This is a genomic window from Empedobacter sp. UBA7494, from assembly GCF_002478465.1.
GTDB lineage: Bacteria > Bacteroidota > Bacteroidia > Flavobacteriales > Weeksellaceae > Empedobacter > Empedobacter falsenii_B.
On the sequence record NZ_DLOC01000089.1, the window covers coordinates 1 to 23,984 of the forward strand.

Consider the following 23,984-nt stretch of genomic DNA (forward strand, 5'->3'; position numbering starts at 1 on the left):
TCAACCAAAGACTCGGGTAAGTTAAAATACATCTGTTTGTAATCAACCGAATACTCAGGTAAGATAAAACATACCTGTTTAGAATAAAACATCGCATAACAATATATTAGTAAAATAACAATTTCAACTAAATAAAAATCCTTGTCAAGGTTTAGAACTTTGACAAGGATTTTTTTATATCTCAATTAAAATAATAAAACTGAAAGACTACTCTTCCCATTCTTCTTTTATTTGTCTTGCTTCATAATCTGCAACCATTTCTGCTTCATAATCTACTTTTTCTCCTTTTGAGAAACGACGAATTGCACTATCGAATAATGAATAAACCACAGGAACAATAATTAAGGTTAGGAATAATGATGAAACTAAACCACCAATAATTACCCACGCCAAACCGTTGTTCATCTCCGCTCCTGCTCCTTTTGCTAAGGCAATTGGAATCATCCCGAAAACCATCGCAATTGTTGTCATCAAAATTGGACGAAGACGCGCATGATTGGCTTGCACCAAAGCATTGTGTGTCGATTCGCCAGCTTCTTTTCGGTGATTGGTAAAGTCGACCAATAAAATCGCATTTTTACACACCAAACCAATCAACATAATCATTCCGAGAATCGTGAAAATATTCAATGAATTGTTTGTTAATGCTAATACTACGAAAACTCCGATTAAAGATAATGGAATCGAAAACAATACCACGAAAGGATAAATAAACGAGTCGTACAAAGCAACCATTACCAAGTAAACCAAGATAATTGCAGCTAATAATGCGTAACCTAATGTACCAAAACCTTCGGATTGATTTTCTTCATCTCCACCCCAAACATACGATACACCGGTTGGTTTTTTACTATCAATTTTCTTCAAACTTTCCTTGAAATCAGTCACAATATCACCTGTTGTACGACCAACCGATTGTGCTTGAACCGTTACAGAAGGCGTTTTATCACGACGCTCTAAGAAACTTGGTCCAGAACTTTGTGTAACCGTTGCAAATTGATCCAAACGAATTTGTTGTCCTTTATCATTCACAAATATCAAACTACGAACATCATCGATATTCGAACGATTAAAATCATTGTACTGAATATTAATATCATATTCGTATTCACCGGCACGGAATTTACCATCTGTATTTCCAGAGAAAGCCGTTTGCATGGTTAAGCCAACCGTTTGAAGATTCAATCCTAAAGAAGACATTTTATCACGATCAACTTGCACATTAATTTCAGGATTACCCGCTTCTGTTGTTAATTTCACTTCCGAAGAACCTTTAATTTGTTCTAATTCATGCTTCGCTAACTCAGCAAATTTCATCGCGCTTTCTAAATTTGGACCAGTCACAACCAACGCAATTGGCGCTTGTTCCGCTCCAATCAAACCAACTGGAACAGTTTTCACTTTCACTCCAACCAATTCTTTTTCTAATTCACGTTTTACTTTCGCTGCATAAATAAACGAATTATCTTCACGCTCTGATTTATCATTTAGAATAACATCAATCTCCGACTTATAAGCTGTTGCTTGCGCCGCTCCAAAACCTTCGGAACTTTGACCAACCGTTGTAATCATATCAACAACTTCTTTTTTATCACGTAAAAATTTTTCTGCTTTTTGCGTTACAAAGTTTGACTCTTCGATTGTTGCATCTTTTGGTAATTCCATCTGAACTAAGAATTCTCCTTTATCTGTTTTCGGGAAAAATTCTCCACCAATGTATTTTCCTCCCATTAAGATGGCAATTGTCCCGAATAAAAGAATGAAAACTCCAATAAAAACACCAATTCTTCGAACAGTTGATTTTAAACACCATTCTAACATATCAGAAATGAAATGCGTGAATTTTGTTAATTGTTTTTCGAACCAAAGAATAAATTTTTCGAAAATATTTTTCCCCGTGATATGTTCTAATTTTCCGAAACGAGATGACAGCCAAGGTACAATCGTAAACGATGACAATAAGGATAATAAAGTTGCGATAACTACGGTAACACAGAATTGAGAAATAACGTTAGAAACCAAACCTGTACTCATTGCAATTGGTAAGAAAACCACTACAATTACCAATGTAATCGCAGTTACGGTAAATCCAATTTCTTTTGCTCCGTCGTATGATGCTCTAATTCTCGATTTTCCCATCTCCATATGACGGTAAATATTCTCTAAAACTACAATGGCGTCATCCACCAAAATTCCCACAACAAGTGATAAACCAAGTAACGACATCAAGTTTAACGTATAACCCATCAAATACATTCCGATAAACGTTGCGATTAACGAAGCCGGAATAGAAACCATTACAATAAAGGCATTACGAATACTATGTAAAAACAAAAGCATCACAATTGCAACCAACACAACGGCTAAAACTAAATCGAAAATAACGTGATCTGCAGCTGCCAATGTAAAATCAGACGTATCATTTACAATCTGAATTTTAAGACCTTCTTTGCTATAATCAGCTTCAACTTTTTTGATGGTTTCTTTCATCAATTCAGAAACAGCCACTGCATTTGCATCAGATTGTTTTACAACCTGAACAATAATCGCTGAACTCTGATTAACACGTGCAATTTTTTCTACTTCTTTCTGAGAATCATGCACAAAAGCAACTTCTGACAAACGAACTTGAATGCCATTATTTGAAGAAATTACTAAATTATTTAATTCATTAACCGATTTATATTTTCCCGAAAGACGAATAATTGTCGAATTTTCACGCGTTTTTACACTTCCTGTTGGGAAATCTAAATTAGAAGTCAAAATCGCTTGCTGAACTTGAGGCACAGATAATCCGTAACCTTTCAATTTCAAAGGATCTAAACTTACCTGAATTTCACGTTCTTGACCTCCAATCAAATTTACTTGCGCAACACCTGTCACACGTGATAAAACTGGTTCTATTTTTTTATCTAACAAATCATACAAATCTTTTTCTGTCAACTTATCAGACGTTACACCAGCTGTAATAATTGGTAAATCACTTAACGAGAATTTCGTCAAAGAAGGCGGATCGACATCATCAGGTAAATCTTTCTCAATGGCATTAATCTTACGTTGCGCATCATTCAACGCTAAATCTGCATTTGCATCAGAATTCAACGTCACCATTACAACTGATAAACTTTCGTATGATTTCGATTCTACTTTCTTTACATTTTCTAAGGCTGCAACCGCATCCTCTATCTTTTTGGTTACAGAATTTTCAACTTCGTTTGGAGAAGCTCCAGGATAAACCGTTGAAATCGTAACAACATTCGTTTCAAATTTTGGGATTAATTCGTATCCCATTTGCGTATAACTAAACAATCCTCCTAATGTTAAAATCGTGAATAACACGATAATCATTGTGGGACGTTTAATTGATATTTCTGCTATTTTCATGGAAAAACTACTCTTATTTTACAACTTTCACTTTCGTGCCATCTTTCAGATTAATCTGACCACTTGTTACGATTTCAGCTCCATCTTTTAATCCGCTGATAATTTCAACTTCAGTTCCAACCGTTTTCCCAATCACAACATTCGTTAATTTCGCTGCATTATTTTCAACCACGAAAACTTGTCCCGAACTAATTCCATTTACGAAAGCATTTGCTGGAACAACTAATACATTTTTCCCCGCATTTACATCATCTTTAGAAGAGAAAACTGCCGTTCCATACATACCAGCTTTTAAACCAGAATTGTTAGAAACTTGAATTTCTACTGGGAAATTTAATGAAGCATCTGCTTTAGGCGCAATAAAAGAAATTCTCCCTGCAAATTCTTGATCAGGAAAAACACTCGCCAATACTTTGATTGTTTGTCCCACTTTCAAATTCACAACTTCTGCTTCTGTTACCGTAACTTGTAATTTCAGTTTTGATACATTAACAATATCAAACATTTGCGAACCCGGTGCTACTACAGATCCTGGCTCTATGTAACGCTTGTTAATCACACCAGAAATAGTTGCTTTTACATTGGTATCACGAACACGTAAATTTTGTGCAGAAACCGCTGCTCTTGCATTTTTTAATTGCAAACGTGAATTATCCAATTGTTGCTTTGTTACTCCTCCAGTTTTGTACGCATTTTCGTAACGTTGATTATCTATAATCGCATTTTGAAGATTATTTTGTGCTTGAGTTACATCAACCTCAATTGCATCTTTTTTGATTGTTGCCAATGTTTGACCAACAGAAACATAACTACCTTCATCTACCAATACACGAACAATTCTTCCTGAAATTTCTGAAGGAAAACTCATTTCCTGAAATGGCGCAAATGTACCGTTTGACGTATAATCTGTATTTAAGCTTTCGTATTTTGCTTTAATTGTATTTACCACAACCTCATCGTTATTAGCATTTACAATCGCAACTTCCTCTTCTTGCTTCGCTTTGTTATTTTTGATGATGTAAACTGCTCCACCAATCAAGCCAGCAGCAATTAATATATAAAGTAAAGTTTTTACTGATTTCATAAAATCGGTTCTATTATTGAATTAATGTTTTTAAATCTCCTTTTGCTTTGATTAATGCGATTTCGGCAATTTTATATTCTAATAAAGCATTTGAGTAATTATTTCGAGCATCTGTCAACGCATTTTCAGCATCTAAAATTTCTGTCAAATTTGCCAAACCTTGTTGGTAGTTATTTTGAGTATTTGCTAAAACTTTCTCTGCCAAACTCACGTTTTCTTCTTGAATATCGACACTTTTCAGCGCATTTTCAATTTGTGCTTTTGCATTTTGATATTCTAAACTCAAACCAAGTTTTGTGTCATTCATTTGTTCTTCGATATCCAACAAATCAATTTCTGCTTGATTAATTTTTGCTTTTGTAGCTCCACCCGAAAAAATCGGAACTTTAACACTCAAACCAATCGAAGCCAAATCTGACCAAATGTAACTTTTCGAAGTAATAAATTTTTCGCCAAAACCTTGCAATCCATAATTTCCAGCTAAACCAACAGTTGGATATAAATTCACACGCTCAGCTTCTTTCGCAAAACCTAACAATTCTTTTTGTTTCGATAAAACTTTAAATTCGGTTCTATTTTCAACATCTATTTGATCTTCCAACAAAACTAAATTTGGCGTAATTGTTTCTTCTGTTAAATTAATTGGTTGCTCAATTGGATAACCCATATAGAATTTCAACGCATTTTTGTTGATTTCAACTGCATTTACCAATTGTTGACGTGAAGAAGAAATATTATTTAATTGCACAACAATTCGGTCCAAATCAATTGGTTTTGCCAAACCATTATCCACTAAACTTTTGATTACATTTCGAACTTTATTTGTGTTTTCGTAACTTTTTTCAATCGTTTTTAATTTTTCTTCTTGAATAAAAACTTGGTAATACGCATTCGCTACACGCTCAATAATTTGTTCATCTGTTAAATCTGCATTCACCTGATAAAATTCGCGCGTTGTTTTCGCGGCTTTCAAACCTGTAAAAACTCGTTGATCAAACAATGTTTGATTTACCGTAACGCCCAAACTCGAATTCCATGGTTGTCCCATTTTAATCACAGTTGTTTGTCCTCCCATTGTCAACGCCATTTCTTGTACAATTGGATTATATTGCAAACTTGCATTGGCATTTACTTGAGGCAAAGCTCCTGCTCTGGCTTCATCAATTTTGTATTCGGCTTTTTTGATTGCCAAATCTGCACGTTTTGCATCTGCTTTGTTTTCTAGTGCAAAATTTACTGCATCTTTAAGTGCAATAATTTCTTGGGCATTAGCAGAACTCATCAACGCTACAATCGCTATAGAAAGTAATTGTTTTAACCTTTTCATTGATATATTAATTATTAAAAAGTGTATTGAGAATAATTTCTTTTCGATCAGAAAGAATACGTTTGAAATCTTCGTCGCTCAATTTCAAATCCAATTGAAGTAGCGGACGAATTGTAAATGGATAATTAACCAATGAAATCATGTTTAACAAAAACTGAAGTGGCTCCATCTTTTTAATCGTTCCTTTTTCCATTTCTTCCTCTAATCTTTCGTAAAAAACATTTACAACTACATCTAAATCATCTTTCATTAACTTAGAACACATTGTATTATTTTTATTCATTTCGGTAACGATGTAAGTTTCCAAATATGGATACTTGATTGATGTTGCAATAGAATCCTCTATAAATTCGCCAATCATTTCTTTGATATCACGATTTCTATCAAAAATAGCATGCGATTTTTCATTACTTACTCGCGTAGCTTCTTCGTAAATAATACTAATTAAATTGTTTCGCGATCTGAAATAATAATTAATCAACGTTCTATTCACTTTCGCTTCATCAGCTATTTCTTGCGTTGTTGCATGAAATCTACCTTCACCAAAAAACATTCTTTTCGCTGTTTCTTTGATCAATTCTTCTGTATCGTCTTTCATATCTGTGCGGCTTTTTTATTTTGACAAAATTGTCAAACAAAATTATTAATATATTTCGTTAATCCAAATAGTTAAACATTATTTTTAAAAAAATTGAAGAAAATCATAAAGATTACCGAACTGATTATCCGTAAATTTGCTTGATGAAAGAACAATATGATTTGATAATTGTAGGTGCTGGGCCAATTGGTTTGGCTTGTGCAATAGAAGCGAAAAGAAACAATCTTTCTTATTTAATTATTGAAAAAGGTGCTTTAACAAATAGTTTGTACAACTATCCTTTGTATATGACATTTTTTTCGACTGCCGAACGATTAGAAATTGGAGAAATTCCGTTCAATTGTATTGCGCCAAAACCTGGTCGACAAGAGGCGTTAGAATATTATCGAAACATTCATAAATATTTCAAATTCAATCTAAATCTATACGAAGAAGTTGAAACGATTAATAAAGTTGAAACAAATCATTTCGAAGTTAAAACATCAAAAAATAACTATTCAACTAACAATATAGTCCTTGCAACTGGTTTTTATGACATTCCAAACTTAATGAATATTGAAGGTGAAAATTTGCCAAAAGTTCATCATTATTACAAGGAAGCTCACCCTTATTCTTTTCAGAACGTAGTGGTTGTTGGAGCGAATAATTCTTCTATTGATGCAGCTTTAGAATGTTATCGAAAAGGTGCCAATGTAACAATGGTGATTCGTGGCGAAGGTTTTACGCATCGACTAAAATATTGGGTTCGTCCTGATATCGAAAATCGAATTGCAGAAGGAAGTATCAAAGCTTATTTCAACTCGAATATTACTTCTATTGACGAAAATCAAGTTCATATCAAAACACCAGAAGGTGATATTTCAATTGAAAATGATACCGTTTTAGCTTTAACTGGTTATCATCCAAATTTCAATTTTTTGGAGAACTGTGGAATAACTTTCAGTGATGATGAATTGAAAACACCAACTTACAATCCCGAAACAATGGAAACAAATGTGGATGGTTTATATTTGGCAGGCGTTGTTTGTGGTGGTATGTTGACAAATATTTGGTTTATTGAAAATTCGCGCGTACATGCACAGCAAATTGTTGAGGCAATTTTAGCAAAAAATAATAAATAAAAGTTTCTGTATTAATCAGAAAATAAAAATAAAAATAACATGAAAGACCTTTTCGGACAGGCAATTTTAGATTATCAAACCAATCATTCGCCCGAAGATCTCTATACCGAAACATCAATTTCTGAGTTGGATGTGATGCCAATTGATTATCTTTTTAGAGATTATGATGACATGCCAATTTTGGAGCAAAAAGCATTGGATTTATCAAAAGGAAAAATATTGGATGTTGGTTGTGGAGCAGGTTCTCATTCACTTTATTTGCAAGAAAAAGGGTTGGATGTTTTAGCGATTGATATTTCTCCAAAAGCGATTGAAGCTTGTTTGTTGAGAGGAATCAACAATGCAAAAGTTCAGAATTTCCTTGAAATCAATGAAGCTGAGAAATTTGATACGATTCTATTTTTGATGAACGGAACTGGAATTTTTCAGAATTTAGTTTTAATTAATGTTTTCTTGGATAAAATCAAAAATTTATTAACCGAGAATGGTCAAGTTTTGATTGATGGAACCGACATTATTTATATGTTTGATGAAGACGAAGATGGTGGAAAATGGATTCCGAGTAATGGAAATTACTATGGTGAATTAGATTTTACGGTTCATTATAAAGGCGAGCAAGAAGAACCTATTCAATGGTTGTATTTGGATTTTGACACGTTAAAAAATGCGTGCGAATATCATCAACTAAAATGTACAAAAATAAAAACCGAAGGAGATTCTTATTTAGCAAAAATTACTTTGTAAAATATCGTTTCGATAATAAAATACAAACTCATTAGTTCATTAGAATTAGTGAGTTTTTTTTTATTCTCAAACAAAATTGATAATGATATAAAGTTAATCAATAGTTGAACAATTAATTATCTTTTAAAAAATTCATAAATTAGTACAGATTAAACGCAATTTATGGAAGAACACCTGCCAAAACTCATTACCGATCTTGGATTAATTCTATGTGTAGGCGCTGTGACGACGCTTATTTTCAAACGTATCAACCAACCTCTTGTTTTAGGTTATATTATTGCTGGTTTTTTGGTTGGACCGCATTTCGAATATATTCCCACAGTTGCAGAAGAACATAATGTGGAGATTTGGGCGAAGATTGGTGTTATATTTTTGCTTTTTAGTCTTGGTCTCGAATTTAGTTTCAAAAAATTACTCAATGTTGGTGGCTCTGCCTCCATCACTGCAATTGTCGAAATTATTTGTATTGTAACCGTTGGTTATTTAGTTGGTCGATTTATGAATTGGTCGAAGATGGACAGCATTTTCCTCGGCGGTTTATTAGCAAGTTCCTCTACAACCATTATTATTAGAGCATTTGATGAATTAGGATTGAAACGAAAGAAATTCGCGAATGTCGTTTTCGGAATTTTAATTGTAGAAGATATTGTAGTCATTTTATTAATGGTTATGCTTTCTACTATGGCGGTTAGCCAGCATTTTAACGGAGCAGAAATGATTAATTCTTTCGTTAAATTAGGTTTCTTTTTAGCGGTTTGGTTTATTGGAGGAATTTTTATTATTCCAACTTTTTTACGTTCAATTAAGAACTATTTAGATGATGAAACTTTACTAATTATCTCAATTGGATTATGTCTTGGAATGGTTTATATAGCGGATAGTGCTGGTTTTTCTATAGAATTGGGTGCATTTGTAATGGGGTCTATTCTAGCTGAAACTGTTTATGCAGAAAAAATCGAACATAATTTTCAATCTGTAAAAAATTTATTTGCTACAATCTTCTTTATTTCTATTGGAATGATGATTGATCCTGTTTCAATGTACGAACACAAATGGGCAATTTTGATTGTAACATTGCTGACTATTTTTGGAAAGTTAATTTTTACCACTTTAGGTGCTATAATTTCAGGACAACCGCTAAAACAGTCCGTACAAGTAGGAATGAGTATGGCACAAATTGGTGAATTTGCTTTCATCGTTGCTGGTTTGGGACTTTCTCTTGGCGTAACAAGCGACTTCTTATTTCCTGTTGCAGTCGGTGTTTCGGCAATTACAACATTTACTACACCTTATTTAATAAAATCATCTGACAAAGTTTATACTTTACTGGAAAAACTTCTTCCACAAAAATTTATTCAAGGTGTTGAAAATTATTCATCTGATACACAACACATTCAAAACGAAAATAAATGGAATAAAATCATCAAACAAACAGTTTCTACAATTTTTATCAATGGAATAATCATTATCGCAATCACATTGATTATCAAAAGCTACGTTTTATTCTTATTAAGCGACTGGTTTACCTATTTTGGCGCAAGTTTGGTTAGCCTTACATTGACATTTGTATTGTGTATTCCATTTATTTGGGCAATTATTGGAAATCGTCCAAAAAGAGAAATTATCAGAGAGTTTTGGGATGAATCTAATTACAATCGTGCACCAATTATTGCAATTATTTCTATACGTTTAACTTTAGTTGTAGTTGCTGTAATTTTTATTTATAATCAATTTTTTTCAAGTACAATTGCTTCAATTGTTTTGGTTATTGGATTATTGATTACTATGTATTTTCTTTCAAAATATTTCAATCAGTTTTACAATTATATTCAAACAAAATTCATTTATAACTTAAATGAACGTGAAATTTTGACTAAAAAAATTGAAGAGAAAAAGAAACAAGATAAATTTCAATATACTTGGGATAACACGCATATTTCGGATATGATTGTTCCGCAAAATGCCAATTTTATTGGTGTTTTTTTGGGTGAATTGGATTGGCGAACAAAATTTCAGATCAATATTGCCTATATCAAACGTGGCGATCGAATTATTCAGACTCCAAATTCTGAATCAGTTTTATATCCTTTCGATAAAATTGGAATTATTGGAACGGATGAACATATTCAACGATTTGAGAAGTATTTGCAAATTATTGGTGAAACTCCTCCAGAAAATAATGATCTTAAAAATACAGATAATTTTACGTTGGATAAAGTAGTTATTCCGAATGATTTTTGTGTTTTGGAGCATAAATCGATTGGCTGGGTAAAAGATACGGCAAAAGGAATTGTGGTTTCGATAGAGCGCGATGGAAAAATGATTCACAATCCTGATCGAAATGTACCAATTGAATTGGGCGATTATTTGACAATTGTTGCCGATAAGAAAAACTTAAAAAACTTTATTCAAGAGTATCATTTAAAATAAAGCGAGTAATTTTGCAAGATGCAGCGTAAGATTATTCACATCGATATGGACGCTTTTTATGCTTCTGTTGAACAACGAGATTTCCCCGAATTAAGAGGGAAATGCATTGCTGTTGGCGGAAATGAAGAACGTGGTGTGATTGCTACCGCTAGTTACGAAGCTAGAAAATATGGCGTCGGCTCTGCAATGTCTTCTGTTGTTGCAAAACGCAAATGTCCACATTTGATATTTGTAAAACCACGATTTCAAGTTTATAAAGAAGTTTCGAATCAAATTCGTGAAATATTTCTTGAATATACTGATTTGGTTGAACCTTTATCTTTGGATGAAGCTTTTTTGGATGTAACAATTAACCATAAAAACATCGAAATCGCCACAGATATTGCAAACGAAATCAAACAAAAAATAAAAGAACGAACAGATTTGACTGCTTCTGCAGGTGTTTCGTTCAATAAATTTTTAGCTAAAATTGCTTCGGATTATAACAAACCTGATGGACTTTATGTAATTACACCTAAAATGTCTGAAAGTTTTATTGATCAATTACCAATCAAAAAATTTCATGGAATTGGGAAAGTAACTGCCGAACGTATGCAAATGATGGGTATTCATACAGGTTTGGACTTGAAGAACCTAGAATTAGAAAAACTCTTACGCGAATTCGGAAAATCTGGTAAATACTATTACAATATTGTTAGAGGATTAGATTTTAGAGAGGTCAACCCAACTCGATTGCGAAAATCATCTGGTTCAGAAACAACTTTTAGCAAAGATTTAGAAACATTAGAAGAAATGCAAATCGCTTTATTTCCACTAATGGAAGATGTTTGGAACTTTTCCTTAAAAACATCAATTTATGGAAGAACAATTACTGTAAAAATAAAACACAATGATTTTTCGGTAACTACAAAAAGTAAATCAGCATCATTTCCAGTTAAAAATAGAGAACTTTTTGATCAAATTTGTTATGATTTATTAACCGAAGGTTACTCCTCAGAAAAACCAGTTCGATTATTAGGAGTATCTATTTCTAATTTATCCAATAATCAAAAAAAATTCGGAACTCAACTCGAAATTCCTTTTAAAGAAATTATATAAATTCTTTAAACAATTTTATAAATCCCGAAATAAAAAAAAATTAAACAACTGATTTAAAATAATTAATAATGTTTTAAATCAATACATTTTATTTACTACTTAGATTTATTTTTTTCAACCTGTAGACACTTTGATGATAGTCTACATTTTTTAGTTTAGTATTTATTCAAGACATTTGTATCAACAAACAACATCGTTTGTAATGCTTTTAAGATTACTAACCAACAACCAAACTAAAAAGCTATTTTGGTAAATATAACCAGTTTATCAAAACAACCTAAACCGATATCAATTTTCTAAAGCAAATTAAAAAATCCATCTCAAAAATTGAGATGGATTTTTAGTTTTATTTATTTTGAGACTAAAATTTAGTTTTTAATCAATTTTTTTGTAATAGTTCCATTATCTGTTTCAAATTTTAAGATGTAAATACCTTTTGGTAAATTATCAGTGGAAACTGTTCCTTTTTGACCATCAAATTTTACATTAGAAGTTGAAACAACTTTACCTGTCATATCAACAATATCAACTTTGATATCATTTTTAATAGATTTATCAACAATGTAAACTACATCCTTAGCTGGGTTAGGATACATTTGGAAAGTAGATTGTTTAACATCAGAAGTAGCTAGTTTACATTCTAACTCTTCAACTGGTGGCATATCAAAAGCTTCTGTTCCATCTGTTCTACTGTTAGAACTTCCTTGTTTAGCGCTATAACCTAAACCACGAGCTGAAAATGCTTCCCAAATCTCACACTTATTAACTCCATTATTTAATTGTTCGTCAGCTTTAAGAATAGCATCACGTCCATCTACAAATCCTGGAGAACAAGGTTGTAACTTAAGACCTGTCATTACTAATTGTATAGCCATATTATTACCAGCTTTACCATTATATAAATCTGGAGAGAAACCATATTTATTAACCATTTTCCAGTTTAAATCCCAAAGCATAGAAGCCCATACGTAACCAGTATTGTGAGGAGAATCTGAATTACTATAAGTTTTTAAGAATCCATATCTAGCAGGATTAACTGTCATATCAGTCGAATAAACTGTAGGACGAATTCCAACACCTTCTTTCTTTTCACCTACAGCAAATGTTCCTATTCCTCTTTTAGTAGTACTTATATCAGATGGCAATTGAGTAATCATCAATCCAAAGAAATCAGACCAACCTTCACCCATTTGTTCAAGATTATTCAAACAGTTAGCATTTGTGATTGGACCAGTCAAACGATTAGAAATTCCATGTCCATATTCATGTGCAATAATTCCGTTGTCTAAACTTCCATCAATAAATGATTCATCTGGTTTTAATAAAGATCCATTAACGACTACTTTATTTTGCAATTCTTGCATAATTGCATCTCCATCTGCTTTACTAATAGAAATTGCTGGAATTGTAATTGTTGTATCATCTCCAGACATATTAATCATCCCATCTACATTATTTACAATAATAGCAGCTTTAGCTCCAGCATTCTGAGCATTTTTTACTTTTATAGCAAAAGAACAATCTCCACGGTATATAATTGCTATCTTATCATTTACTTCTGCAGCATTTGTGATTGTCCCACAACCATCATAAGGCGTACCTGTCGTTTCACTTTTTACAATTAATGCAAGATCTCCAGTTAAAGCAGTAGAAGTTAATGTACCTCCCCAAGTAGGAACAGTAGCTTGATAACTACCAGCTATATTAGCAGGACTATTAATAATTAATGGTTCTGGAGTTTTATTCCATAAGTACATTGCCATTCTTGGAGATCTTCCGTCTGCAGGTGTAGCAAAAGTAGCATTGTTAGTGTACCCTAACGACACTCCTGTTTGTGCCAAGGCTACAACATCATCATTACCTGTTCCTCCTTTATCAAAATTAACTTTTTGAAAATTTCCATTAGCCTCTGTAAAACCATAATTATAGAAAATATCATGCATCATATTGTTCATATAGAACAAATTAGTAGTTGCCCCTTCCCAATTAGTATAAGGATGGTTAGACAAATTCATTGGAAAATCAAAATTTAAATCATTTCCTCCATCAGCATAATCAGTATCTTTGATTGTTACTGTATTTGATATAGAATTATAAGTCTGATATCCTTTAGAATCATGATCTCTAACAGCTCTTACATTGTTTCCTTCTGTTCTTGTTTTTACAGTTGATTCTGCTGTGTTATGCCAACCATTCGGTGATGCAGTAACATTTGAAACAGAAAGATCAGCAAATGATCTTCCTCCACGATTAGGAGCTTCTAAAGGTAATTGGTAAACATTGTATTGTGGTGAAGCTACATTATTAACATCAGCATATAACCAATCCCAATCAGCTTTATTAAATGTAGCTAAATTCTCATTATGAAAAGCTCCATGATCAAAACCACAGCTTAATGTATTGTTATGTTTTTCTAAAATTGCACCATTCATTGCGTTAACAATAACATGAATGATATCATTATGGTTATCTTTTACCAATTGATAACTAAACGCATAACTTAGAATTGCTTGGTTTTGGTCATTAATATAATAAACCAATTCTGAAGAATCATCTTTCGAAAAATATACACCATTTTGGTCTATTTTTGAATCTGAAAAAGCTTTTAATCCTTCTGATTGAGCTACTTTATTTAAAGCCTCGTTAAAATTTAAAGATGGAGAAATATCTGCATTCTTTAATGATATATTAAAATTTTCTGATGAAGTTTTAGAAATAACTTGTTTATCCTTTATTATATATGTTGAATAACTGTTATAAATTGGAATACCTTGGAAAGTTCTTTGTGTGTAAACCCTTTGGTTAAGATCATCATTGATTGTTTGATCAAATTTGTACTCAACATTACCTGCTATGGCCTTTGCTTCATAATTATCTACAATTTGCTCTGCCGTTTGGGCATAAGCAGACATAGATAAAAGAAACGCAGAAAATATCAGCGTTAAATTTTTCTTCATTATATTTTGTGTTAATTAATTATGAAACTAAATTAAGTAATACATTTTAAAGAAAAAATTTGGATTTTATAATCGATTAAGCTAATATAAAAGGCCAGACTAATCTGACCTCATCGTTTATTTTTCTAAATCTTTATATACTTTTCGAATAATTCCGTCCGAAAGTCCAATTTTCGGAACATGAATTTTCTTCGCATGCGACCATTTTAGTACATTATTATAAATTTCTAATGCATAAACCACTACATCAGCGCGATCGGGTTTCATATTGAAATTCTGCATACGCTGTTCCGCAGTCATTGTTTGTAGAATTTGATAATGTTTTTTCACATAAACACTACTCAAAGGCATTCCTAGTTTTACACCAGAATATTTGTACACATGGTTGATGTTTCCTCCAGAACCAATTAATTCTACTTCGTCATGACCAATGTTTTCATGAATCCATTCTTTCATTTCGTTAAAAGTATTTGGAGAAACTTTATTTTCTAACAAACGTACAGTTCCTACTTCAAAAGATTTTGACGTAAAAACCTTATTATCTTTTAATAACGTTAATTCGGTACTACCACCACCAACATCTACATACAAATAGATTTTTTTGTCTTGTATAAAATCACCTAATTCCGTATTAAAAAGTAATTCAGCTTCAGTTTTTCCATCTATAATCTCGATGTTAATTCCAGATTTTTTAATCACTTTTTTTACAACATCTTTTCCGTTTTTTGCTTCTCGCATAGCAGAAGTTGCATAAGCTTTATAGATTTCAATATCATAAACCTTCATCATCAATGCATAAGACAACATAGCATCACAGATACGATTGATATTTGTTTCAGAAATTTGTCCATCAATAAAAACGTCGTGTCCCAAACGAATAGGCATTCTCACAATACTAGTTTTATTAAAAATTGGCGTACGACCTTCTTCTTCGTAAACATAATTAATCAACAATCGCATGGCGTTAGATCCAATATCTATTGCTCCTAATTTTCTAATCTTCATTTTCTTGTTCGTTTAATTTTTTAAAATATTCGTAGGTTGTAAACTGAGAGCGGTTTGGTTTTTTATTGTTTCGCTTGTATTCCAAAGAAGATTCAGCCGTTATTAAGCGACCTTTTACATTATCTTCAAAACTCAAATTAAACGTATCCATAACTATTTTTTTGAATTTATGATCGTAAATCGGACACGCTACTTCCACACGATTATCCAAATTACGTTCCATCATATCTGCAGAGGAAATATAAACTTTGTCATCGCCTGCATTCTTAAACCAATACACACGTGGATGTTCCAAAAATTTATCAATAACGCTCACACATTCAATATTTTCGGAAAGACTTTTAACTCCAGGAATCAAACAATTGATTCCACGCACAACCAAACGAACTTTTACTCCTTTTTGAGAAGCTTTGTAAAATAAATCAATAATTTGTTTATCGCTTAAACTGTTTAGTTTCATGTTGATTTCCGCAGGTAAACCAGCTTGATGATTTTTGATTTCTCGTTTAATCATCTTGACAATTTTTTTACGTGTTCCATAAGGTGAAACCAATAAATGATTGTACGTTAAGTTCAAATAATTAGCTCCAAAAAATTTAAAAATCTGTTCAACATCCTTTGTTATTCCAGGATTAGTTGTGAAATATGTATAATCTGTATAAATTTTTGCTGTTCCTGCATGAAAATTTCCTGTACTGATAAACACATATTTCTGTGCCAACATTCCTTCTGGTTTACGTTCGATATAACCAATTTTCGAATGTACTTTCAACCCTGGAACTCCAAAAATAACATTCACGCCAGCTTCTTGCAATTTTTTCGACCACATCGCATTATTGGATTCATCAAATCGCGCACGAAGTTCCAAAACAGCAGTTACTTCTTTTCCGTTCATAGCTGCGTTTATCAAAGAATGCATCACTTGTGAATCTTTTGCAACACGATAAATAGTAATTTTTATTTTGGTTACTTTAGGGTCAATTGCAGCTTCACGAAGAAATTTTAACAACAAAGAATAATCATGATAAGGCGCCATCATCATTTCCTCATTTTCCGTAAAAGCCTGAAAATAACTGTTATATTCAAAAGGTTTTTTCTGAATAATTGGTTTTATTTTTTCGTACGTTAAATTTGGAATATCAAAACTTGGAAAGCTCATCAAATCTCGTTTGTTGTGATATTTTCCACCCGGATTGATACTATCATATTCGTCTAATCGTAATTTTTTCAAGAAAAATTTCAACGTATCTGGTGCAATTTCAGCATCATAAACTAATCGGACAGGAACACCTTTTTTACGATTTTCTAAACTATTGATGACTTTTTCTAATAAACTATGTTCTAAATCGTTATCAAAATCAAGTTCGCTATCTCGTGTAATTTTGATGGAATGTGCTTCAATTGTTTCGAAATCAAACATTTTGAAAATATCTTTCAAATGAAAACGAATAATATCTTCCAAATACATGACATACGTATTTTGATCATACTTTGGAAGCACAATAAAACGCGAAAATAAATGCGTTGGAACAATCAAAAGTGCATATTGAACTTTGTCTTTTAATTGCATTTTAACGGCTAAATAGAACGATCCATCGCGTAAAGGAGGCGCTTTTTTAATATCATCTAAAATAAAAACTCCAACCGTATGAATAAATTCGTTGTAAAAATATTCGGAAATAAATTCTAAATAATTCTCAGGAATTGATGTATCATCTATCACAAAAATATTGTGATTCTCTAATTCTTTGAATAATTGATTATGTAAATCATCGTACTGGACTCGTTGTTGACGCACAATTTCATTGATTTCATCAATTAATTCTTCGTCCGTTTGATCTGATACAATATTTTGATAAACAATTTCTACATCTTTGAACTGTATCGAGCGCAAAATTGTAGAATATCGAACCGAATAAAATTCATCTAAATTGTTCGAATAAATTCCTAAAAAACGAATTCGTTCTAACAACGGAACTGTTTCGTCAGAAGCCTCTTGCAACACGCGCGCATTGAAAGAAAGCCAGCTGATTTCGCGGTTTATATATTTTTTCATTTAATTTCTTTAGGTAAAATTATTTTTATGGTTTTTCCTTTTTGAATCGATTTCCAATTATCCGAATCAAACTGTATCCAGACAAATCCAGAAGTCGAAAGATTATAAATCATTTCATTTCCTAATTGATTGGTAATATCTGTAAACGCAGGATTATGTCCAAAAATAAGAACATTTTGCAATTCATTATCCAAATTTCTAATCCATTTGTCTATTAAATAATGTGAAAAAGTATACAAATCATCTTCGATATGAATGGTTTGATTAGGAAATAAAATAGGTTTGACAAGTAGAGAAGTTTCTTTTGCTCTAACTGCTTTGCTAGAAAATATTTGATCAAATTTCAATTCAAAATTTTGATGAATATAATTTGCTACTTTATTCGTTTTGAATTCACCAATCTCTGTGATAGAACGAAATTGATCTGAAACATTTTCGTTCCATTTACTTTTTGCATGACGCATTAAAAACAAATTTTTCATAACGCAACGAGTTTAAAAAGAAAAAGTAGTTAAATCTAATCATTATCTAACGAAAAGACTTAACTACTGTTGAATTTTTTAGTATTATTTTCTAAAGATTACCTTCGTAATTCTTAAAATCATTTTTTACCCAATCTGGCAATTCCATCGATTTTTTCTCTTCCATATCGTACATTACTTGTGTACTTTTTCCGATACAATGAATAACATCTTCGCCATTTTCGCTTTTACTTGTGACAATATATTCAAAATCGAAACTCTTATTTCCTAATTTTGTAACTCGTACACCAATACGGGGCTCTATCACATTTGGACGTAATTCTTTTTGATAACTCGCTTCCATATGCGCAATAACAAACATGTGTTGCGTCCATTGCCATTTTTTACTCGAAGCCATCATATAATAGGCTCTACCGATCTGGAAATATTCAAAATAAAATACATTATTTACATGACCAATTGGATCAAAATCACTCCAACGTGGTTCTAAAGGTTTAAAGAATTTAAAGTTTTCTATACTCATTTTTAATTGGTTTTTAATAATAATTAATCTTCAGGATTTGGATCAATAAATTCGTATTTGTACAATTTGACTAACCAAAAGAATACTGAAAATAAGATAGGTCCAAATATAATTCCGATAAATCCGAATAGATTTAAACCAACGATTACCCCAAAAATAGTAATTAATGGATGAACATCCGCCATTTTTTTCTGTAAAACTAAACGAATCAAATTGTCTGATAATCCAACAATAACAAAACAATAAATCAATAATCCGATCGCTTGCCCTGAATCACCTTTTGCTAATAGAAATAATGCTAAAGGAACATAAATTAATGCTGCTCCAACTACTGGCAACATCGCCGCAAAAATTGTTAGAATAAACCATGTAAAGGCATCATCAACTCCGAAAATAAGATATCCAATGTAGGCAATAATTGCTTGTAGAAAGGCTGTTAACGGCATACCTACTGCATTAGAAATGACCAAATCTTTCAAATCTTTGTTCATCTTCACTAAATTACTTGTTTTAAGCGGAATAGTTCTGTAAAACCAATTTTCAAGTTTTTGATGATTCATCAACATAAAATACAAAATAAGGAACGCAACCCCCAACTGAACTGTCATATCCATTGAAGCATTCAGTGTTTTTTCTAATAATTTACCTCCAACTTGTGTTATTTTTTCAATGTTTGTTGCACTAAACACATCGATATGAAATTTGGTTTGCAACATTTGAATAATTTTATTGACATCTGTTTTAATTTGAGCTGTGTCATTTAATAGTACCATTACTTTATTCGTTAACATTTGAATTAATAAATAAAGAGGTCCAATAATCAAAATCGCGCTACTAATCATTAAGATAATTACACTTGCTAATTTGTTCCATTTTTTTACTTTTACTAGCCATTGCAAAGGATTTAAAAGCAAAACATACAAACACAAAGCACCGAGAAATCCAGGGAAAAATGCTAAAAGATTTTTGGTAATTAATCCAAAAACTAAAAGTATTATTGCAATAAATGCTAACTGTAACAAGACATTGTTAGAAAGATAGTGTTTATTAGAGTTCATAGGTAATTTATTTGTTTATTAACAGTTGTTGATATTTCGTTATCAAATTCAATGCTAAAAATAGTTAATTTCTATAAACTTTTCTATTTTTAGACGTTGAATAAAATTTTACACATGAAAAAAATAGTCGGTTTAATCTTATCAGTTTTGACAATCTCTACATATGCACAAACGAAACAAGACAAAGTTGTTTTGGTAATTCATGGTGGTGCTGGTACAATTCTGAAAAAAAATATGACACCCGAAAAGGAAAAAGCGTACCGAGATGCTTTAGCTGAATCTTTGACAAAAGGTTATGAAGTCATCAAACAGGGTGGCGAAAGTGAAAATGCAGTGATAGAAGCCATAAAAGTAATGGAAAATTCACCTTTGTTTAATGCAGGAAAAGGAGCGGTTTTTACGCATGAAGGTAAAAATGAATTAGACGCTTCGTTGATGATTGGAAATACAATGCAAGCTGGTGCTGTGGCTGGAGTTACAAGGATTAAAAATCCAATTTTAGCAGCAAAAGCTGTTTTACAAAATTCTGCTCATGTGATGATGGTTGGAAAAGGAGCAGAAGAATTTGCTCAAACTAGAGGTTTAGAAATTGTTGATCCAAGTTATTTTAAAACTGAGGAACGCTGGAATTCTCTTCAAAAAGTTTTGGAAAAAGACAAAGAAAAAATGGAATTAGACCACGATGCTAAAACACAAGCGTATGTTCCATTCAATTTTGTTGATGAAAAATTTGGTACAGTTGGCGCAGTTGCTTTGGACAATAAAGGTCATATCTCGGCAGGAACTTCGACTGGCGGAATGACAAATAAACGTTTTGGTCGTGTTGGTGATTCGCCAATTATCGGAGCTGGAACCTATGCAAATAGCGAAGTTGGTGTTTCGAGTACAGGTTGGGGCGAATATTTTATTAAAGCTGTTGCGGCATATGATGTTGCGGCTTTGATGAATTACAAAAAACTTTCTTCGAAAAAAGCTGGTGAAGAAGTTATTAAGAAAATTGGTGATTTAGGAGGCGATGGCGGAATGATTATTTTAGATAAAAATGGTCAAGCAAGTTTTCCTTTTAACACTGCCGGAATGTATCGCGGAAGTATTACACAATCAGGTAAGATAACTATCGAAATTTATCAATAAATTTGGAACACATTTTAAAATAAAGATATACAATACATGATAAAACAAATTTTACTTACAGCCACTGTTGTTCTTGCAAATTTTGCAACAGCGCAAGTAACCTCTATGATTAATGATAAAAATGTAGATGCTTCGACAAAAGTATATGGAATGGCTCCTTTAAGCGATGAAACAAAGGCTTATGAGAAGTTTAATTTTATGTTAGAAAATGCTGCGGCTATACAATTAGGAAAACCAATTTTGGAGTATGGATATCAATCGTCTACTTTTCAAGCGCAAGAAAATGGAGTGATGATTTATATGGTAAAAGATAAGAAAATTGTCGATCAATGGTTGGTGAATCCTGCGTTTTACAATGTTTTCCATGACGGAATTCCGTATTCTTATGATGCCGATAAATTAGCTGTTCTTGCTGATAAATATCCGTTGATTTATAAAGAAGAAAAACGTCAATATAAAACTGAAAAAGAATACCAAAAACAGCGTCCAGCCTTGTTTGCGGATCCTTATAATTTAATTATTACAGAACCAGATTTTACATACGAAGGATATTTTGATGTACAATTTCCACAAAACGAACAATTCAAAAATTCTGAAGCTGCTATAGCTTATTTAAAACCAATTGTAGAGAAATTGACAAAAAAGAAATTTGATATTAATTATACAATTTCAGAAAAAAATATTTTAGATCGTACACAATTCACGGTAACTGTTGCGGGAGAAGAAAATATCTACAAAAAAATAAAATTAGATAATCTGCAAAAAGGAGATTGGCAATCATTAAGTTATGAAGCTTCGATATTCCGAAAAGCAAATTAATAGAAAGAAAAGGTTTTTGAACTAATCAAGAACCTTTTTTTTTATCCATAAAGATTCGTAATTTGACTTTTTAACTCAAAGAAATATGAATTCTAACTTCTATAAAATATTACAACACTCAAAAGAAAATCAATCAATTATTGCCGTTTACAATGATCCCGAAGGAGACAATTTTTGGGCTGGATATATTTTAGATTTTAATGACGAATTTTTTACAATGCAACACATTTCGAAATATGGTAAAAAAGATGGAATTTTAATCGAACCTTATTTTAAAATTAGTCGAATAGATGTTGATGATTACTGCAAATGTCTTAATTATTTGAAAGAACATCACACCGATTTGGATCAAGAAAATCCAATTACATTTAATGCAACAGCAGAAGAAAATTGGGTTCGTCAAATTTTAGGCGAAATAAATGATCAAACCGAATATGTATCACGTATTCAATTAAACAATAATAGTCGTTTTGCAGGTTTTATTCGAAATTTAACTGAAGATGATTTTGAGTTGAAATGTATTGGTTCGGAAGGAACGGACGAAGGCTCTTTGTATTTTCAGATTGATGATGTTTCGTCGATTCGTGTCAATGATTTAGAAGCTCGCAGAAGATTATTTTTTTATAATTATCGCCGTTCTATCGACTTTTTTGATGAATAATTTTATCAAGAAAAACGCAAACTACAATTCCAATTATTAGGAATAAAATTTGATTAGATTTTGATGAAAAATATCGTTTATTATAAAGCATCAAAGCCTTTATTTTGCACGATTATTGAAATATACTTCTGCAACAGAAGCTGTAAAAGAAATCAAATCTGGCGATCGTGTTTACGTTCATGCAGCTGCGGCTACGCCTACATTTTTGGTAACAGAATTATCGAAGGAGCGCATGAATTGAGAGATGTAGAGTTTTGTCATATTCATACAAGTGGAAATGCAGAATATGCAAATCCTGTTAATAAAGACTCATTTTTTGTCAATTCTTTTTTTTGGCGCTAATGTGCGTCACATGATAAAAGAAGGAAATGGTTCGGTTCGTATTTACCGATTTTCTTTAGCGAAATGGGAAAAGTGATTCGAACTGAATTGAATGTTGATGTTGTTTTAATTCAGATTTCTGAGCCAGATTCTCATGGTTATTGTTCTTTAGGGACTTCTGTGGAGAATATTAGAGCGGCAATTGAGACTTCTCGTGTGGTTATTGCGCAAGTGAACAAATATATGCCACGCACATTTGGTGACGGAATTTTACATATTTCGACTATCACGTATTTAGTAGAACATCATCAACCGTTAGATATCTTGGATAATGGAAATATTATAGTTGAAGAAGCTAAAATTGGGAATTATATTGCTGAATTAATTGAAGATAAAAATTGTTTACAATTAGGTATTGGTTCTATTCCAAATGCAGTTTTGAATAATTTGAAGAATCATAAAGGTTTAGGAATTCATACCGAATTATTTTCAGATGGAATTGTTCCATTGGTTAAATTTGGCGTGATTACAGGCGAAAACAAAAAATTATTAAAAGGTAAAATTGTTTCGACTTTAGCGCATGGTTCACAATTGTTATATGATTTCATTGATGATAATCCTGGCGTAGAAATGCGCGACGCTTCTTTTACAAATGATCCTGCGAAGATTAGTCAGAACAATAGAATGGTTTCGATTAATTCGGCTATTGAGGTAGATGTTACGGGACAAGTAAGTGCAGATTCAATTGGTTCGCGAATATTTTCTGGTGTTGGAGGACAAGTTGATTTTATATACGGATCATCTTTAAGTAAAGGTGGAAAATCGATCATTGCATTAACGTCAACAACAGCAAAAGGTGCAAATAAAATAGTACCTTTCCTAAAACAAGGTGCGGGAATTGTGACGACAAAAGCACATATAAATTATATTGTAACGGAATATGGTGTTGCAAATTTATTCGGAAAAAATATTCGACAACGTGTAAAATCAATGGCTGAAATTGCACATCCAGATTTTAGAGAACAAATCGAAAAAGAATATTTTGAAGCGATTTCTTCTTAAAAATATGATATTGATAACCCGTAGTGCATTTAGTTAATATTAATTTTTAAGTTGTTAATATTTCTATTTTGGTTTCTGTTTATTGATTGAATAATAGTAAGCGTTAGTATTTTTGATAGT

At 31.9% G+C, this 23,984-nt stretch carries 17 protein-coding genes and 1 pseudogene; 8 read left to right on the forward strand and 10 right to left on the reverse strand.

Features of this window, described 5'->3' with window-relative positions; genetic code table 11:
• Positions 1 to 207 precede the first annotated feature (207 nt).
• Genes B4E95_RS10355 through B4E95_RS10370 form a run of 4 tightly spaced genes read right to left on the reverse strand, consistent with a single transcriptional unit; the run spans position 208 to position 6,393 of the window.
• Entirely contained in the window at positions 208 to 3,384 is a 3,177-nt protein-coding gene (locus tag B4E95_RS10355) for an efflux RND transporter permease subunit (RefSeq protein WP_291091432.1), read from the reverse strand.
• A gap of 13 nt (positions 3,385 to 3,397) precedes the next feature.
• Entirely contained in the window at positions 3,398 to 4,468 is a 1,071-nt protein-coding gene (locus B4E95_RS10360) for an efflux RND transporter periplasmic adaptor subunit (RefSeq protein WP_291091433.1), read from the reverse strand.
• A gap of 13 nt (positions 4,469 to 4,481) precedes the next feature.
• Positions 4,482 to 5,795: a TolC family protein gene (locus tag B4E95_RS10365; RefSeq protein ID WP_291091434.1), complete on the reverse strand. Its 1,314-nt coding sequence runs from the start codon at positions 5,793 to 5,795 to the stop codon at positions 4,482 to 4,484.
• 7 nt (positions 5,796 to 5,802) lie between these two features.
• Positions 5,803 to 6,393, reverse strand: coding sequence for a TetR/AcrR family transcriptional regulator (locus B4E95_RS10370; RefSeq protein ID WP_291071077.1), 591 nt, complete (start codon positions 6,391 to 6,393; stop codon positions 5,803 to 5,805).
• A 143-nt stretch (positions 6,394 to 6,536) separates the two neighbouring features.
• Here B4E95_RS10370 and B4E95_RS10375 point away from each other — a divergent pair, with 143 nt between their 5' ends.
• The 4 genes from B4E95_RS10375 (at position 6,537) to dinB (ending at position 11,786) form a co-directional block, all read left to right on the forward strand.
• Positions 6,537 to 7,514, forward strand: a complete 978-nt coding sequence (locus tag B4E95_RS10375) for a YpdA family putative bacillithiol disulfide reductase (protein ID WP_291091435.1) — start codon at positions 6,537 to 6,539, stop codon at positions 7,512 to 7,514.
• Positions 7,515 to 7,553: 39 nt separating this feature from the next.
• Positions 7,554 to 8,258, forward strand: coding sequence for a class I SAM-dependent methyltransferase (locus B4E95_RS10380; RefSeq protein ID WP_125350536.1), 705 nt, complete (start codon positions 7,554 to 7,556; stop codon positions 8,256 to 8,258).
• Between the two features lie 162 nt (positions 8,259 to 8,420).
• Positions 8,421 to 10,688, forward strand: a complete 2,268-nt coding sequence (locus B4E95_RS10385) for a cation:proton antiporter (RefSeq protein ID WP_291091436.1) — start codon at positions 8,421 to 8,423, stop codon at positions 10,686 to 10,688.
• Between the two features lie 18 nt (positions 10,689 to 10,706).
• Positions 10,707 to 11,786 carry a DNA polymerase IV gene (gene dinB, locus B4E95_RS10390; protein ID WP_291062097.1) on the forward strand — a complete coding sequence of 360 codons (1,080 nt, stop codon included), beginning with the start codon at positions 10,707 to 10,709 and terminating at the stop codon, positions 11,784 to 11,786.
• A gap of 368 nt (positions 11,787 to 12,154) precedes the next feature.
• Here the strand turns inward: dinB and B4E95_RS10395 are convergent, their stop codons facing one another.
• The 6 genes from B4E95_RS10395 to B4E95_RS10420 form a co-directional block, all read right to left on the reverse strand.
• A complete protein-coding gene (locus tag B4E95_RS10395; protein ID WP_291091437.1) occupies positions 12,155 to 14,743 on the reverse strand; it encodes a T9SS-dependent M36 family metallopeptidase in 2,589 nt (862 codons plus the stop codon).
• Between the two features lie 117 nt (positions 14,744 to 14,860).
• Positions 14,861 to 15,748 (reverse strand): Ppx/GppA phosphatase family protein, encoded by an 888-nt coding sequence (locus B4E95_RS10400; protein ID WP_291062101.1) that lies wholly within the window; start codon positions 15,746 to 15,748, stop codon positions 14,861 to 14,863.
• Positions 15,738 to 17,804 (reverse strand): polyphosphate kinase 1, encoded by a 2,067-nt coding sequence (gene ppk1, locus B4E95_RS10405; protein WP_291091438.1) that lies wholly within the window; start codon positions 17,802 to 17,804, stop codon positions 15,738 to 15,740. The genes B4E95_RS10400 and ppk1 overlap by 11 nt, the downstream gene beginning before the upstream one ends.
• Positions 17,801 to 18,286, reverse strand: a complete 486-nt coding sequence (locus tag B4E95_RS10410; protein ID WP_291091439.1) for a SixA phosphatase family protein — start codon at positions 18,284 to 18,286, stop codon at positions 17,801 to 17,803. Before B4E95_RS10410 ends, ppk1 begins: the two co-directional genes overlap by 4 nt.
• Positions 18,287 to 18,377: 91 nt before the next feature.
• Entirely contained in the window at positions 18,378 to 18,809 is a 432-nt protein-coding gene (locus B4E95_RS10415; protein ID WP_291091440.1) for an acyl-CoA thioesterase, read from the reverse strand.
• 23 nt (positions 18,810 to 18,832) lie between these two features.
• Positions 18,833 to 19,867, reverse strand: a complete 1,035-nt coding sequence (locus tag B4E95_RS10420) for an AI-2E family transporter (protein ID WP_291062107.1) — start codon at positions 19,865 to 19,867, stop codon at positions 18,833 to 18,835.
• Between the two features lie 114 nt (positions 19,868 to 19,981).
• Between B4E95_RS10420 and B4E95_RS10425 the strand changes: the two genes are divergently transcribed.
• The 4 genes and pseudogenes from B4E95_RS10425 (at position 19,982) to B4E95_RS10440 (ending at position 23,864) form a co-directional block, all read left to right on the forward strand.
• Entirely contained in the window at positions 19,982 to 21,001 is a 1,020-nt protein-coding gene (locus tag B4E95_RS10425; RefSeq protein WP_291062109.1) for an isoaspartyl peptidase/L-asparaginase family protein, read from the forward strand.
• A gap of 36 nt (positions 21,002 to 21,037) precedes the next feature.
• Complete coding sequence (locus B4E95_RS10430) at positions 21,038 to 21,820, forward strand: hypothetical protein (protein WP_291062111.1); 783 nt, start codon at positions 21,038 to 21,040, stop codon at positions 21,818 to 21,820.
• An 85-nt stretch (positions 21,821 to 21,905) separates the two neighbouring features.
• Positions 21,906 to 22,481, forward strand: a complete 576-nt coding sequence (locus B4E95_RS10435; RefSeq protein WP_125348839.1) for a hypothetical protein — start codon at positions 21,906 to 21,908, stop codon at positions 22,479 to 22,481.
• A 115-nt stretch (positions 22,482 to 22,596) separates the two neighbouring features.
• Positions 22,597 to 23,864, forward strand: a pseudogene (locus B4E95_RS10440) (acetyl-CoA hydrolase/transferase family protein).
• The last annotated feature ends 120 nt before the right edge of the window (positions 23,865 to 23,984 follow it).

Bases quoted from the DNA above. Each gene is read 5' to 3' on its own strand.
- B4E95_RS10355 (WP_291091432.1), bottom strand. From the start codon at position 3,384: ATGAAAATAGCAGAAATATCAATTAAACGTCCCACAATGATTATCGTG.
- B4E95_RS10360 (WP_291091433.1), bottom strand. From the start codon at position 4,468: ATGAAATCAGTAAAAACTTTACTTTATATATTAATTGCTGCTGGCTTG.
- B4E95_RS10365 (WP_291091434.1), bottom strand. From the start codon at position 5,795: ATGAAAAGGTTAAAACAATTACTTTCTATAGCGATTGTAGCGTTGATG.
- B4E95_RS10370 (WP_291071077.1), bottom strand. From the start codon at position 6,393: ATGAAAGACGATACAGAAGAATTGATCAAAGAAACAGCGAAAAGAATG.
- B4E95_RS10375 (WP_291091435.1), top strand. From the start codon at position 6,537: ATGAAAGAACAATATGATTTGATAATTGTAGGTGCTGGGCCAATTGGT.
- B4E95_RS10380 (WP_125350536.1), top strand. From the start codon at position 7,554: ATGAAAGACCTTTTCGGACAGGCAATTTTAGATTATCAAACCAATCAT.
- B4E95_RS10385 (WP_291091436.1), top strand. From the start codon at position 8,421: ATGGAAGAACACCTGCCAAAACTCATTACCGATCTTGGATTAATTCTA.
- dinB (WP_291062097.1), top strand. From the start codon at position 10,707: ATGCAGCGTAAGATTATTCACATCGATATGGACGCTTTTTATGCTTCT.
- B4E95_RS10395 (WP_291091437.1), bottom strand. From the start codon at position 14,743: ATGAAGAAAAATTTAACGCTGATATTTTCTGCGTTTCTTTTATCTATG.
- B4E95_RS10400 (WP_291062101.1), bottom strand. From the start codon at position 15,748: ATGAAGATTAGAAAATTAGGAGCAATAGATATTGGATCTAACGCCATG.
- ppk1 (WP_291091438.1), bottom strand. From the start codon at position 17,804: ATGAAAAAATATATAAACCGCGAAATCAGCTGGCTTTCTTTCAATGCG.
- B4E95_RS10410 (WP_291091439.1), bottom strand. From the start codon at position 18,286: ATGAAAAATTTGTTTTTAATGCGTCATGCAAAAAGTAAATGGAACGAA.
- B4E95_RS10415 (WP_291091440.1), bottom strand. From the start codon at position 18,809: ATGAGTATAGAAAACTTTAAATTCTTTAAACCTTTAGAACCACGTTGG.
- B4E95_RS10420 (WP_291062107.1), bottom strand. From the start codon at position 19,867: ATGAACTCTAATAAACACTATCTTTCTAACAATGTCTTGTTACAGTTA.
- B4E95_RS10425 (WP_291062109.1), top strand. From the start codon at position 19,982: ATGAAAAAAATAGTCGGTTTAATCTTATCAGTTTTGACAATCTCTACA.
- B4E95_RS10430 (WP_291062111.1), top strand. From the start codon at position 21,038: ATGATAAAACAAATTTTACTTACAGCCACTGTTGTTCTTGCAAATTTT.
- B4E95_RS10435 (WP_125348839.1), top strand. From the start codon at position 21,906: ATGAATTCTAACTTCTATAAAATATTACAACACTCAAAAGAAAATCAA.